At 59.2% G+C, this 14,112-nt stretch carries 13 protein-coding genes; 9 read left to right on the forward strand and 4 right to left on the reverse strand.

Annotation, left to right across the window (positions count from 1 at the left end; translation table 11 throughout):
* Window positions 1-147: 147 nt before the first annotated feature.
* A complete protein-coding gene (locus tag G365_RS0110885) occupies window positions 148-813 on the reverse strand; it encodes a GntR family transcriptional regulator (RefSeq protein ID WP_019645559.1) in 666 nt (221 codons plus the stop codon).
* 410 nt (window positions 814-1,223) lie between these two features.
* On the opposite strand from G365_RS0110885, the gene G365_RS0110890 reads away from it, so the two are divergent.
* Window positions 1,224-1,997, forward strand: coding sequence for a ferredoxin--NADP reductase (locus G365_RS0110890; RefSeq protein ID WP_019645560.1), 774 nt, complete (start codon window positions 1,224-1,226; stop codon window positions 1,995-1,997).
* 70 nt (window positions 1,998-2,067) lie between these two features.
* On the opposite strand, the gene G365_RS21190 is transcribed toward G365_RS0110890, so the two are convergent.
* A complete protein-coding gene (locus G365_RS21190; protein ID WP_019645561.1) occupies window positions 2,068-3,108 on the reverse strand; it encodes a glycosyltransferase family 4 protein in 1,041 nt (346 codons plus the stop codon).
* Window positions 3,109-3,376: 268 nt separating this feature from the next.
* Between G365_RS21190 and G365_RS22955 the strand changes: the two genes are divergently transcribed.
* Both G365_RS22955 and G365_RS0110905 read left to right on the forward strand, forming a co-directional pair.
* Window positions 3,377-4,108 (forward strand): polysaccharide deacetylase family protein, encoded by a 732-nt coding sequence (locus G365_RS22955; protein ID WP_026345276.1) that lies wholly within the window; start codon window positions 3,377-3,379, stop codon window positions 4,106-4,108.
* Between the two features lie 52 nt (window positions 4,109-4,160).
* Window positions 4,161-4,760 (forward strand): hypothetical protein, encoded by a 600-nt coding sequence (locus G365_RS0110905; RefSeq protein WP_019645563.1) that lies wholly within the window; start codon window positions 4,161-4,163, stop codon window positions 4,758-4,760.
* Between the two features lies 1 nt (window position 4,761).
* On the opposite strand, the gene G365_RS21200 is transcribed toward G365_RS0110905, so the two are convergent.
* Entirely contained in the window at window positions 4,762-5,679 is a 918-nt protein-coding gene (locus tag G365_RS21200) for an AraC family transcriptional regulator (RefSeq protein ID WP_155976227.1), read from the reverse strand.
* A 111-nt stretch (window positions 5,680-5,790) separates the two neighbouring features.
* Between G365_RS21200 and G365_RS0110915 the strand changes: the two genes are divergently transcribed.
* The 5 genes from G365_RS0110915 (at window position 5,791) to G365_RS0110935 (ending at window position 10,033) form a co-directional block, all read left to right on the forward strand.
* Window positions 5,791-6,198, forward strand: a complete 408-nt coding sequence (locus G365_RS0110915) for a DUF2000 family protein (protein ID WP_026345277.1) — start codon at window positions 5,791-5,793, stop codon at window positions 6,196-6,198.
* A gap of 74 nt (window positions 6,199-6,272) precedes the next feature.
* A complete protein-coding gene (locus G365_RS23810) occupies window positions 6,273-6,443 on the forward strand; it encodes a hypothetical protein (protein ID WP_019645566.1) in 171 nt (56 codons plus the stop codon).
* A gap of 109 nt (window positions 6,444-6,552) precedes the next feature.
* Window positions 6,553-8,118: a CHASE2 domain-containing protein gene (locus G365_RS0110925; RefSeq protein ID WP_155976228.1), complete on the forward strand. Its 1,566-nt coding sequence runs from the start codon at window positions 6,553-6,555 to the stop codon at window positions 8,116-8,118.
* A gap of 5 nt (window positions 8,119-8,123) precedes the next feature.
* Entirely contained in the window at window positions 8,124-8,495 is a 372-nt protein-coding gene (locus G365_RS0110930; protein ID WP_155976229.1) for a hypothetical protein, read from the forward strand.
* On the forward strand, window positions 8,492-10,033 hold the full coding sequence (locus G365_RS0110935; RefSeq protein WP_081628519.1) for a M48 family metallopeptidase: 1,542 nt from the start codon (window positions 8,492-8,494) through the stop codon (window positions 10,031-10,033). The genes G365_RS0110930 and G365_RS0110935 overlap by 4 nt, the downstream gene beginning before the upstream one ends.
* A 96-nt stretch (window positions 10,034-10,129) precedes the next feature.
* Here the strand turns inward: G365_RS0110935 and G365_RS21205 are convergent, their stop codons facing one another.
* Window positions 10,130-11,143 (reverse strand): winged helix-turn-helix transcriptional regulator, encoded by a 1,014-nt coding sequence (locus tag G365_RS21205; RefSeq protein WP_019645570.1) that lies wholly within the window; start codon window positions 11,141-11,143, stop codon window positions 10,130-10,132.
* Window positions 11,144-11,325: 182 nt separating this feature from the next.
* On the opposite strand from G365_RS21205, the gene G365_RS0110945 reads away from it, so the two are divergent.
* Window positions 11,326-14,085, forward strand: coding sequence for a [protein-PII] uridylyltransferase (locus tag G365_RS0110945; protein ID WP_019645571.1), 2,760 nt, complete (start codon window positions 11,326-11,328; stop codon window positions 14,083-14,085).
* Window positions 14,086-14,112: the final 27 nt, after the last annotated feature.

Below are 14,112 nucleotides of genomic sequence, written 5' to 3' on the forward strand. Positions count from 1 at the left end.
ATCCGTCCCCCGGTCGTTCCCCCGGTGGTCGGATCATTCGTGTGCGTCAGGGTAGCGGATCGGCGGTCGAAAGACCAGCCGCCGGACGGTTCCGAATAGGAGAAATTTGTTATAAAAACCCCCTTAGGTATTCTTCGCCCGCCGCTTTCAGAGTTCAACCGCAAAAAGGGCGTCCGGCAGGTTCTGGATCAGGGTGCAGGCGAGCGTGACGTGGGCCTGCATCACCGCTTCAGCATCAGCGGACTGGCCCGCGAGAATGGCTGCAGCCATGTCCCGGTGCTGCTGGTTGGTGCGGTACATCGAATCCCGGTCAACCAAAACGCGGAACTGGAGCCAGTAGACGCTGTTGCGCAATCGCTCCAACTGCTGGGACAGCAACGGATTATCGGCAGCGCTGACGATCACATCGTGAAAGCGGCGGTTCTGCTCTGACAGGGCGACGGTATCGCCCATCAGTTCGGCTGCGGTCAGGGCTTCCACCACGTCATGCAGGGCAGCGGGGCTTGCGGCCAGAGCAGGCGTGGCGAGCCGCACGGCCAGACTTTCCAGTGCAGCGCGGACCTGAAACAGATCGTTGATCTCTTTGCGGCTGTACTGGCGAACTGTCACCCCTTTGTTCGGGACAAAAGACAGCAGGCCATCGGCGGTCAGGCGCTGGAAGGCCTCCCGCACGGAACTGCGGCTGACGCCCAGCCGCCGGGTGAAATCTGCCTCGATCAGGCGCTGCCCCGGTGCCAGCTGGCCCTGCCGCACCGCCTCGGTGATCGACTCGGCTACGGCCTGTACCGTGGAGCCCGAAGAAGGACCTGTCATCGTAACCACTCCCTGTTCTGCCCGGGGCTTATCCTGACTGATAAGTACGGGGCCGTCATCTGTGCTGTTATGGGTTCTTCCTCAGTTAACCCCTTTTGGCATCATGATCTTATTGCAGGAAGAGAGTGTTGTGATGATACAACAATAAAAAAATGTTCTTTCGGAATAATTTTCCTTTGCCGGAATGGAGAAAATCAACGATAGTGCTGCCGCTGACCGTTTTCGGAGGGCGGAGCAGCCCTGCGCACTTCGCGCTGGCTTTTGCGGCGCAAACAGAGGAGAACGTCACCGTTGTGATCCGTCGGGACTGCCCCTGCCCAGCAGGCCCCCCGAGAGAGGCCGGATCAGTCGGTTGACCTTTTTGCGTTGTTCCACCCCATTTGTGTTGTTACGGACGACAGAGCAGACCCATGAGCAACATTCGTCAGGAACGTGTCACCTACGTTCATCACTGGACTGACCGGCTGTTCACCTTCAAGACCACCCGTGATGCCGGATTCCGTTTCATTAACGGTCAGTTCGCCATGATCGGCCTTCAGATCAACGGCAAACCGCTGATGCGTGCCTATTCGATGGCCAGCGCCAATTACGAGGAAAACCTCGAATTCTTCAGCATTAAGGTGCCCGATGGTCCGCTGACCTCGCATCTGCAGAAGATTGAGGTCGGGGATACGGTGCTGATCGGCACCAAGCCGGTGGGCACCCTGATTCAGGATAACCTGCTGCCGGGCAAGCATCTGTATCTGCTGGCCACCGGCACCGGTCTGGCCCCGTTCATGAGCATCATCAAAGATCCTGATGTTTATGAGCGTTATGAAAAAGTCATTCTGGTGCATGGCTGCCGGGAAGTGGCCGAGCTGGCCTATGCCGATTACATCACCCGCGATCTGCCCGATAATGAGTTTATCGGGGATATGGTCCGCGACAAGCTGATGTACTACACCACCGTCACCCGTGAGGATCATGTGCATCAGGGCCGGATCACCGACCTGATCAAATCCGGCAAGCTGATGGAAGATCTGGGTCTTCCCCCGGCGAATAAGGATGATGACCGCTTCATGCTGTGCGGCAGCCCGGCCATGCTGACCGATATGGTCCAGATTCTGGAAGACATGGGGCTGGAAGAGGGCAGCGGCAGCGCGCCGGGCCACTATGTCATCGAGAAGGCCTTTGTTGAAAAGTAAGGCTGCCTGAAACAGGCAGCTGATCTCTTTAAGCCGGGCGGCGGGCAGAGATGTCCGCCGCCCGGTCTTTTTAATCGGCCAGACGGATGAAATCGTGGGCCACATCAGCCCAGCGCCGCACCGGCCCGTCGCAGGTGGCCTGATGGAGGCGGGACCACAGCACGTCTTTCTCCAGCACTGCCAGCAAAGCCTCGGCAAAGGCATTCCAGTCATTGTCAGGCGTCACGAAGCCGGTGCTGCCGTTGATGACCCGTTCCGGAAGGGCGCCAAGGGCTGTCACCACGCCGGGCAGGCCAAGGGCCTGCGTCTCTGCTGCGGCCAGACAGAAACTTTCCTCCACCACCGCCGGATAGCAGAAGGCCCGCATTCCGTTCAGCCGGTCAGCAAGCTGCTCACGCGGAACCGCCCCATGCAGGGTTACCCCCGGCATGTGCCCGGCCCGGGTCAGCAGAGCGGCGGTTTCCGGCAGATCAGCCTCTGATCGCGCCATGATGGCACTGCCGGTGAACAGATGCAGTTCCGCCTGCGGCAGGCGCGGCAAAATCCGCTTTTCCCACAGGTCCAAAAGCAGCCCCAGCCCACGGTGCGGGTTGGAGAGATAGGCCGCACGCGGCGGAGGTGGCGTCGTGTGCCGTTGCGGCGAAAACAGGGGGGAAACACCGTGCGGGATCACCGCCCGCCGTCCGGGCGCCCAACCGGGATAGGTTCGGGCATGGGCCTGTGACAGAAACACCAGAATCGGTTTCTGTCGCCAGATCCGCCACAGATACCGCCGTTTCATCAGGTAGCGGGCCGGATTGTGAATCCAGAAGACCAGCCGCCGGATCGGTGCGGCCCATTGGGCGGCCAGATCCAGCACTTTGTTGCCACGGTTGGCAATAAAGAGATCAACAGCGGTCGAGGTCCAGGCCGGCGCATCATACAGGGGAACCCAGCGGACCCCGGCGCGCAGAACGGTCTGCTGGCACCGGGTCAGGCAGATCACCTCATGGCCCTGCGCGGCCATGGCTTCCGCCAGCCATACGACACAGCTTTCCGCCCCGCCAAGGGGGCCTTTCCCGAAAGAATCGCCGTCGAATGGAATTCCATCGTCGGCAATTACGATACGCATGATTTTTAGCTTCCCCTGACAGCAGAAAGTGCCTGTCCCCAGAGTGAGATCTACCCAGATATTCAGACAGTCTTCAACCCGTTTTGCGAACTGTTATCGTAAACGTGCATTTACATATTTTTATGGATCCACTATGCCCGATGCTGATCACCCGATACACCTTTCCGCAGGCGTTCCGGCCGGGTCTGTGACGACCCTGTGGATTGCTCAAACGCTGGGTGGAAGCGCATATTGCTTTTATCTATTGCAGAGTTGATGAGAAGAAAACATGAAATTTGATCTATCGGGCCGATGGTTGCCAATCGTCCGTCGTCTGCCGGTTTCTTCTCCCGTGGCGGATGTGGCTTTGACCTTTGACGACGGCCCGACAGAGGAAACCACCCCGGCCCTGCTGGATCTTCTGGCGGCGCATCAGGCCACCGCGACCTTTTTTCTGTCCGGGGTCCGGGTGGCGGCCCGGCCGGATCTGGTTGGGGCGATGGTTGCCGCCGGGCATGCGGTCTATGCCCATGGTTGGGAGCATATCCGGCTGGACCGGGTTGCGCCGGATCAGCTGATTGCGGATATGGCCCGCTGCGAAGAGATTTTATCCAGATTCCGCCCCACTCCGGTCCCGTATCTGATCCGTCTGCCGTATGCCGGGGGATACCGGAACCCCCGGGTTCATGCCACCTTGCGCCGGCTGTGGCCGCAGGGGCAGATTGCCCATTGGTCGGGCCACTTTGACGATCCCGGTCTGGCGGCGGGTTGTGCGACAGCCGGACAGGTGGAGGCTGCGGCACCGGAGCGTGTGCGTCAGGCGTTGGACCGGCCTGATCTGCCGGGCACTGTCCTGCTGATGCATGAGCTGGCTTATGACATTGACAGCCCGGTCCGGGCCGAGGTCAGTCTGACCCTGACCCGGCATATTCTGGCGGAGCTGTCGCAGCGGGGCTTGCGCTGTGTGCCGATGCAGCCGCATGCTCATCCCCCCGCCTTCAGCCGCTGGCTGCTGCGCTGAGGAAAAAACAGCGCCCGCCCTGAACCGGGCCTGACCCGCAGGAGGATGTCTGATGCCCTTTTATGCCCTTGATGGTGTGCGCCCGGTGGTTGATCCGACGGCTTATGTTCATCCCACCGCCGTTCTGATCGGTGATGTGATCGTCGGCCCCGGCGTTTATGTCGGGCCGTGCGCTTCCCTGCGCGGTGATTTTGGGCGGCTGCGGCTGGAAGAAGGGGCAAATATTCAGGATAACTGCACCATGCACGGCTTTCCGGGGACGGAAACACTGGTGGAGGTGGATGGCCACATCGGTCACGGTGCGGTGCTGCACGGCTGCATTATCCGCCGGGGGGCGCTGGTGGGGATGAACAGTGTGGTGATGGACGGGGCCGAGATCGGCGCGGAAAGCATCGTCGCGGCAATGTGCTTCGTCAAAGCCGGGCTGAAGGTGCCGCCCCGCTCTCTGGTGGCCGGGGTGCCGGGCAAGGTCATGCGCGCCGTGACCGATGAGGAATACGGCTGGAAGACTGCAGGCACCCGTGATTACCAGACGCTGGCCCGCCGCAGCGCTACCGCCATGGTGGAATGTCAGCCACTGACAGCACTGGATCCTGACCGCCCGGCGATGAATGCGGGCAGCACCAAGCCCCTGTTCGCCACCAAGGGATAACTCAGGGCAGAGTCAGGAGGGGGGCGGCGGCTCCGGTGCCGGAGGACAGGCTGTTCCAGCGCCCCGGTGTCAGGCCGAAGGCTTTTTTAAAATGCCGGGTCAGGTGGCTTTGGTCGGCAAACCCGGCCTCTGCCGCCACCTGTGCCAGTGGCAGGCCCCCGTCAATCAGGCGGCGGGCAAAGGTCAGGCGCCGCATCAGCAGATAGCGGTGCGGGGATGTGCCATAAACCGCCCGGAAGGCCCGTGACAGGCTGAAACGGTCCAGTCCCGTCGCCGCTTCAAGGTCGGCAGCCGACAAGGGGGCCGCCACCGCGTCATCCAGCAGGCTGCGGGCCCGTTCCACCTGTCGCAGGGGTACCCTGCTGCCGGGTCGGCCCCCGGCCCTGCTGTCGCTGTGGCGACACAGGGCATCGGTGATTCCGGCGAGCAGGGCGGTCAGGGCCAGTTCGTCCTCCGGGCGGGGGGCGGCGGTGGCGGTCTCCAGCGCTGAAAAAGCCCCGATGAGGCCGGACTGAAGCGCGGGATCTGTCAGGACCGGGGCCGGGACAAAGGGCAACGCCCCGCGCCCGCCCGGCATGGCCTGCGTCACCAGTGCCGGGGAAACATACAGCATCGCATACACCAGCGAAGCATCGCTGCCTGCACCGCCGTCGTGTTCTTCATCCGGGTGCAGAACCAGAATCTGCCCCGGCATACTGCGCCGTTCCTCCCCCCGATAGAAAAACCGCTGCACCCCGCCTAGTGTCAGACCGATGGCGTAGCTGTCATGGCGGTGGGGCTCAAAGACATCGCCGGTGAAGCGGGCGTGCAGGGCCTCCAGATCCGGGTGGGTTTCAGTCCGGACCATGCGCAGGGTTTCTTCCCGCTCGCACGAACGTTCAAGACCGCCCGGGGCGGGGTAGGGTACTGGATCGGTCATTCCCTCCGGGCTCCCCGTGGTTATCGCGTGTCTGCCCGTTTCGCACAGAACCGGGGGGCCGCACAGAACCGGGGACCACGTGTGCGCCCGGGGCAGCAGGAGACCAGTCTGATGTTTGAGACCAAGATTGCAATGGTTCTGCGTGATGATTTGCCGGTGTGGCAGAAGCTGAATGTGACCGCTTTTCTGATGTCCGGGGTGGTGGCAGGGGCGCCGGAGGTGATCGGAGCCCCTTATTTTGACCGCAGCGGTCAGGAATACCATCGCCTGTCGATCCAGCCGGTGGTGGTGCTGGCGGCGGATGCTGCGCAGATGGCAGTGATTCACCGCCGGTCACTGGAACGTGAGGTGAAGACCGCGCTGTTTATCGAAGAAATGTTCACCTCTAATCATGATGCCGAAAACCGTCAGGTGTTCTCTGCATTCGGGCCGGAAGATGCCAAAGTGGTGGGCATCGGTCTGCGGGCTGACCGCAGGATTGTCGATAAGATCACCAAAGGGGCATGTAAGCACCCCTGATAAGGGTTTTATTTCGAAAAACACTTTATGATAGAGTTGACCCGGTTTCCGATGTCTCGGTTCTGGGGGGTGTCATGTCTCTGTCGTCCGGTATCCGCCTGTTTGTGGTTCTGCTGGCGGTCAGCCTGTCTGGCCCGGTGGCCGTTGCGGCTGATTTTGATCATGGGGGCGGCTGCCGCAAAAGCTCGCCCCCCGGCCGCTGCTGTCATATGGACCGCAAGGCCGGGGTGGAACATTGCCACTAACCTTTTTTATCTCTAGAGTAGTGTTGACTGCAGAGAAACAATTAAAATACTCTTCACCCCATCAATTCCCCGTAGTTTTCTATATGCGTGAAAAGGGTAGGGAGGAATCGTGAAAGGGGGGAGGAATGATGGCGGTGAGAGGGGTGATAGTTTTGAATATAAAGACGATGGTCTTGTAGGTCTTAGGGAGCTTCCGGGATTTTTTACTGCTTTATTCATGAATTTTGTGCATAGATTAAAGGATGTTTTTTTAGGAAATGATTTTGGTGGTGAAAATTTCTCATGGCGAATTATAGTCCAGGTTAGAACGTACTCTGTTGCCTTAGCATTCTTTATCATATGGTCTGTGTCGAGCCTTCTTGTTCAGAAGCTGGATCCCTTTGGGATGATGAAGGCGCTCGATTCTTATTCTAGCGAATTGGTGGAGCGGTTGGCTGCCCCCTTCTACGGGTCTGCGGCTCAGGATGAAATCGCGGTTGTCCTGATTAATGAAAGAACGTTGGAGAGCCGGCAGACATCGTGGCCGCCTCGCTACACATATTATGAAGAGGTTGTCCGCCGCGTGCTGGCCTCGCAGCCGAAAGCTGTTTTCGTTGACGTCATCCTGAAAGACCATCGGGCCTATGATGACACATTGCCGACCGCCGTTGCCGCCCTGCGGGAGGATATTCAGGAGCTTGGTGATGCAGCACCACCCATTTTATTTGCGAAGATGGATGCTGCAGGCAGCAGCTTATTTCGTGAGGCCGGTGTTTCCGAGGTTTTGACGGCTTGGGCGAATACGTCCGGAGCTTATCCCTTGGTTGTGACGCCGGGTATTTCTTATGGGGCGAACTCTGCCCTTGTGAATGCCGAAAAAAAGCAGGAACCACCGCCCTGTCAAAACGGACTCAATCCTGAGACTGCGGCGATGGCCCTTTATCGGATTGCCTGTGACGGTAACAATCCGGCTTGCGCGGAAAGTGCCAGCCTGATGAGCGGGGATGCTCTGTGCCGACCAGTGCAGGTCCAGTGGGGGCGTATGGTGTCGCCGATCATGCAGGAGCAAAGCCAGATCGAAGTCGCGGGCTGTGACATGAATGTGTCAGAGGGGGCTGGGCGGTTCTGGAGCTTTTTACGGATTACGGCTTTGGCTCTGGTGCAGGCTCTTGATGATGATGCGCAGGAAGAAGGTCGGCAGAGGTGCCCCTATACCGTGACGGTGATGGAGGACAATCTGGGGACGGAAGAGGCTGACCGTCTTCTGAAAAACCGGATTGTTCTGATCGGCACCAATCTTGATGGGATCCATGATCTCGTCAAAAGTCCCGTCCATGGAATGATCCCCGGTGTCTATCTGCACGCTATGGCTTTGGACAATTTGATGACATGGGGGCGTGGACACTACAGTACATCTAAGAATGAGTTTCCTATATTGATTGCTCTTGGTGCTTTAACGGCACTTGCTGTTAGTATTTTGTTGCGTTCTCGCCCGCGTCGGGTGCGTTTATGGTTACATTTTTTAGCTATTTTTATGGTTTTGGTTCCGAGTCTTGTTCTGTATTTTGTATTTCGTCAGCCTCCATTGGATTGGCTTGGTCTTTTTATTTTAGTTGAATTGATTCTTCATCTGCCTCATTGGAAGTCTCAGGATCGTGGTGGTGTTGTAGAGTTATCGGAAGGAGGGAAGGGGTGAATAAAATGCGGGTGGTTCTGTTTGGACGTCTTGTGCTGATTGCGGGCATCATGCTGGCCGGGGGATCCTCATATGCAGAGGATCGGCAGGAAGTGCTGGGTTTTAAAATCCAGAACCCTAAAATTTACACGATTAACGGAGACCGGTTTATCCGATCCGGCACCCTGTCTGCTTTGCCGCCGCTTCCGGCACCTGTTTTGGCTGAAGATTCGCGGGGATATGTCCAGATTCAAACAAATGAAGGGCCGGTTTGGGTCGATCGGGTGCAGGTTCTGCTAAAATTATCAGCAGGGGCCAAATGCCCGACCGGCAGCGTGACTGTGTCGACTGACCGGATGAATGCCGGAGTCCGCGGCGCGGGAGAAGGGTGCAAATGATGAAAGTGTGGTCTGCTTTGGCCTCTTTGCGCGCCTGTTCTATCATGGGGGCAGCGCTTTTTGTTCTTTCCGGGTGTCAGACGCAGGACTCTATGCGTGAGCTGATCGCGGGTTCTGCGGAGCAGAAGCCTTTACTGCACAGAAAAATTGCAGAGGGGCCAGCGCTTGGGCAGGTGGCATCACTGGATGGGACTGGAGAAGATTTTTATACTGTCCGGTTACAGATGGGTGTGGCGAAGCACCCGGATCTGGATAAATACCTGAATGACCTGTTGGGTAAAGTGCAGGCAACGTTGCCGACCTCTCCTGCACCCGCACGCATATATATAACACCAGAGCCAACTTTTACGGCTTTCGGTCAGGCCAGCGGAAACATCTTTATTGCGCATGGCATGTTGTCTTCACTTGAGAGTGAGGATGAGGTTGTCGCTCTTATTGCCCATGAATACGCTCATGTTCTTATGGAACACTATAGTACAGACATTATATCTGATCTGTCTGGGGGTCTGTACGGGGGTGCAACCTTATACATGATGGCGCGCCACAATCAAAAGGGGCGCATGGATGATACTCTGGTGCGTCAGGCGTTGGTGAATGAGGCTGTCTTAGAGTTCAGCAGCACAGGCCTCATGCCTTCCTTGAGTCGGGAGCAGGAAAGTCAGGCTGATCGGCTTGGAATGGATCTTCTCCTGCGTGCCGGCTACTCCCCAGTGGGGATGACGGCCCTTTTAGACCGTATGCATACTTGGGAAGGGATCAGTAACAGCCGTAAGGTCGAGCGGGCGGAGCGGCTCTCTGCCTTCCAGGCGGCTGAAGGAGAGGAGGCGACAAAGCGGCCCGAAGGGACGGCTGCATCGCCACAGATCCCAAGTTTCTCGGCTGCCTTTGCTGCCATGCTGGATCATGCTTCGCAGGGCGTTCAGGCTTTGAAGGCCGAACTATCCAAAAAGCACGACGACGCTGCCGACCGTGGGCGCGAGATTGCTGCGTATCAGGATCAGTTCTATGCCGACCTTGACCGCCCGCCGTTGACGGTCAAACCTTGGCTGGCCTTGAAGGAGAAGCGCCACGTCAAAGCCTTCTTCGAGGGGATGCAAGAGATCAATGACGTGGCAGAACTGCTTTCTGGTCAGTCTGGAAAAGAGGCCCTTGCGAGGGCACGGAAAGTGAAAGCTGGGGCTGCAGGTCACCTTCCTTCCGCACGCAATCTGTTGACGAGGGCAGAAATGCAGGCCGGAAACCGTGACACGGCGACAGCCTTGATGCGAGCGGCTGTTCAGTCAGAGGATTCTCTTTGGCAGGAGCATGAGCGTTATATCATGTATCAGCTCGGAGAGTCGGCGACGAAAGGTCGGGAGGCTGCGGAGGCAAGTTATGACCGCCTGGGAAGCCCTCAGAGCATGTTACCGCTGATGATAAAACTGTATATGAGAGATAATAGAATAATACAGGCAGACATGTTTTTGCTTAGTTGTATCAAAATCGGGAAGCCTGATCTGTCGGCGGAGTGTCATAAGGCCTATAAGGGAATCGTATAGGGAATCACATCTAATTTCTGGTCCAATGGCCTCTCAATTTATTTCTTCTAGAGGGCAGTTAGGATTGGTGATCTGTATGTAAAGGGATGGTGGATTTTACCGTACCGGGACTGAAACCTTGAACGTCACGTCCCCCCGTTTCAAGGGGTGGCGGCAGTAGCTGCAGACGGTGGCGGTTGCCAGCGGGGTATCGATGCAGTGGTGATGCAGGCCGACAGCAGCCTCGGGCACCAGCCAGCGTTCTCCCCAGCGGTGCAGGGCCATGATCACCGGGTAGAGGTCCCGGCCTTTGCGGGTCAGCCGGTATTCGTAGCGCAGCGGATGGTCCTGATAAGCGATCCGCCGCACGACGCCGGCTTCGACCAGAAGCCGCAGCCGATCCGCCAGAATATTGGTCGCGGCTTTCAGTTCCTTCTGGAATTCGTCATAACGGCGGATGCCCAGCAGCAGCGCCGAAATCAGCAGCGGGGTCCACTGGTCCCCGATCAGCTCTGCTGCCTGCAGCATCGACGGGTCGCCGGGGATCTGCCCCGGCCCCGGCGGGCGGCTGCGCCGTTGTGGGCTGCCGTCTTCCAGCGCGGCTTCCGCTGCTTCGATCTGCTCCGCCTCCACCCGGTAGGCGACTTCACGCGGCAACACGGGCTGTCCGCAGTCCAGGCAGACCGTGACCGGGTCGAAGGCCTGACCGCACAGGCGGTGTCGCAGACGGTCCGGCACCGTGGTGCCGGCATTTTTCGGGCCGTGCGTGATCTCCCAATGCCAGACCGAGACCGCGAAATCGTAGAGATCTTCCCCCATCGGGGTCAGCAGATAATCGTCCCGGGGCGGGTGGCTCTGATAGGGGTGACGGGCCAGAACCCCGCGCGTGGTCAGGGTTGCCAGACGTTTGGTCAGGGTGCTGCGTGGGGCCCCGGTGGTCTGGACGAATTCATCAAAGCGGGTGCGGCCCAGAAAGGCATCGCGCACCACCAGAAAACTCCAGCGGTCCCCCAGCAGCCGGATGGCATGCGCGGCCGGGCTGTTGCGGATCACCTTTCCCAGCGCCACCGGCAGATCGGGGCGTCCGGTGGGGGAAACGGGCGGCAGCGGGGGCGAGACAGGCTGGTGCACGGGCGGGGCTGACCTTTATCAAGCAGGCAGAGGGAAACCAATGTTTTGCTTAAAAACACTGCACTGAGATGGCAGTGCCAAACAAATCAGCAGTCTACATCCTTTGGGCACTGGCGGTTTGTCCGTCAGTGCCTATAGTGAACAGCACACTGCGTATTCCGTAAAGGGGGGCCGCCGCCACTATGCCGACCCATGCCATCCGCAAGCCGCGCCAGATCATCGACCGTAAGGATCTGGTGATCCGTCTGGACGATCTGGCCGAACGGGATCTGAAGCCGCATGAAAAGCGGCGGGAGCTTCTGGCAACCCTGAAGGATGCCTATCGCCGTGGCTTTGATGAGGTCAAGCGCCGCTGCCTTGAAGACCGGGCCAACGGGTCGGTGACGGTGCGGGAACACTGCTACCTGATGGATCAGCTGATCGTCACCCTGTACGATTATGTGACCCGCCATGTGTTCGTGCGAGGATCGCTGACCAAGGGGGAGCATCTGAGCCTTCTGGCCGTCGGCGGGTATGGCCGGGGCGAGCTGTGCCCTTATTCCGATCTCGATCTGCTGTTTCTGCTGCCCTACAAATCCACCCCGTATTCAGAGCAGGTGGTGGAATACATGCTCTATATCCTGTGGGATCTGGGGCTGAAAGTCGGGCATTCCACCCGGTCGATTGACGAATGTGTCCGTCTTGCCAAAACCGACATCACCATCCGCACCGCCCTGCTGGAAGCCCGCTGGCTGTGGGGGGACAAGCCGCTGGCCGAAGAGTTCCGTCAGCGGTACCGCGCTGAGGTCATTGCTGGCAGCGGTGCCGGATTTGTCGAGCAGAAGCTGGCTGAGCGTGATGCCCGCCACAACCGGCTGGGCGATTCCCGCTATGTGCTGGAGCCTAACGTCAAGGAAGACAAGGGCGGCCTGCGTGATCTGCATACCCTGTACTGGATTGCCAAGTACCTGTATGGCATCACCGATGTGCGGGAACTGGTGGATATCGGGGTGCTGACCACCCCCACCGCCCGGCTGTTCATCAAGGCACAGACCTTCCTGTGGACTGTCCGCTGCCATCTGCATTATCTGACCAACCGGGCCGAAGACCGCCTGACGTTTGACGCCCAGAAGGCGATTGCCGCCCAGCTTGGTTATACCGACCACGCCGGGGCCGCCGGGGTGGAACGCTTTATGAAGCACTACTTCCTGATCCCCAAGGATGTCGGGGATCTCACCCGGGTGTTCTGTGCGGTGCTGGAAGAGCAGAACAAGCGCAAGCCCCGCTTCTCGCTGCGGCGACGCAAAAGCATCGGCAACTTTGTCATCGACAGTGGCCGCATCGGGGTCAAGGACGAAGCGGCGTTTCTGGCAGATCCGATCCAGTTCCTGATGCTGTTCCGGCATGCTCAGACCCAGCAGGTGGATATCCACCCCAACACCCTGCGGCTGGTGACGGAGAACCTGAAGCTGGTCCCGCGTCTGCGGCCCAATCCGGCGGCCAACGCGCTGTTTCTGGAGATGCTGACCGATTCGAATGACCCGGAAGGGACCCTGCGCCAGTTGAATGAGGCCGGGGTGTTCGGCCGCTTCATCCCGGAATTCGGGCATGTGGTGGCGCAGATGCAGTATGACATGTATCACGTTTATACGACGGACGAGCATACCATCCGTGCCATCGGCATCCTGCGCCGGATTGAGGCCGGAGAACTGAAGGATGATCTGCCGGTCGCTTCGCAGGTGGTGCATACGGTGCAGTCACGCCGGGCCCTGTATGCGGCGGTGATGATGCACGATATCGCCAAGGGCCGGGGGGGAGATCATTCCGAGCTGGGTGCCGAGATTGCCCGCAAGCTGGGGCCGCGTCTTGGGCTGACGCCGGAAGAAACCGAGACCGTCTCGTGGCTGGTGCTGCATCATCTGGCGATGACGCGGGTGGCGTTTAAGCGTGATATTGATGACCCCCAGACCATTCTGTCCTTCGCACAACTGGTCCAGAGCCCGGAACGCCTGCGCCTGCTGCTGGTCCTGACCTGTGTTGATATCCGCGCCGTCGGCCCCAAGGTGTGGAACAACTGGAAAGCGACCCTGCTGCGCGAACTGTATTACCGCACCGAAGATGCCCTGTCAGGTGGTCTGTCGGCTGAAGCCCGTGACATCCGCGTCACCCGTGCCAAAGATGCGGTCCGGGCGGCCCTGACGGACTGGGCGCCGGAGCGGGTCGACTGGTTTCTGGCGCTGGGCTATCCGTCTTACTGGCTGGCCTATGACACCGTGACGCAGGCCCTGCATGCCCGGATGGTTGACCGGGCGGAGGCCGACAAAGCCCCCCTGACAGTGGACATCCGCCCGCTGAAATCCAGCGATGTGGTCGATGTCACCATTTATACCAGCGATCACCCGGGGCTGTTTGCCCGGCTGACCGGGGCGATTTCGCTGCTGGGATGTTCGATTGTTGATGCCAAGATCGTCACCCTGACCAACGGCATGGCGCTGGACAGCTTCAGCGTGCATGACCCGCAGGGGGAATTGCCGGTCAATACCGATAAACAGAGCCGGTTGCGCAGATCGATCGAGGATGTTTTGACCGGGCGGACCAATCTGCGGAAGGAACTGGCGGCGAAACCCTCCGGCCTGCCATCCCGGACGCAGGTGTTCACCGTGCCGCCACGGGTGATCATCGATAATGCCCTGTCGAAAACGCACACCATTCTGGAGGTCAATGGTCGGGACCGGCCCGGTTTCCTGTACTCCGTGGCGCGGACCATCAGTGATCTTGGGCTGCAGATCGCCTCGGCCCACATTTCGACCTACGGCGAGCGGGTGGTGGACGTGTTTTATGTCAAGGATGTGTTCGGGATGAAGATCGACCATCCGGCCAAGCTGAAAACCATCCGCTCTACCCTGATGGAAACCCTGCAGGAGCTTGACCGCCCGGCTGCGGCCCGCCGCAAGGCTGGCTGACGCTCTTTTTCTGCCCGGATGAAAAAA

Origin of the sequence: Novispirillum itersonii subsp. itersonii ATCC 12639 (assembly GCF_000381985.1) — a bacterium.
GTDB classification, from domain to species: Bacteria; Pseudomonadota; Alphaproteobacteria; order Rhodospirillales; family Rhodospirillaceae; genus Novispirillum; species Novispirillum itersonii.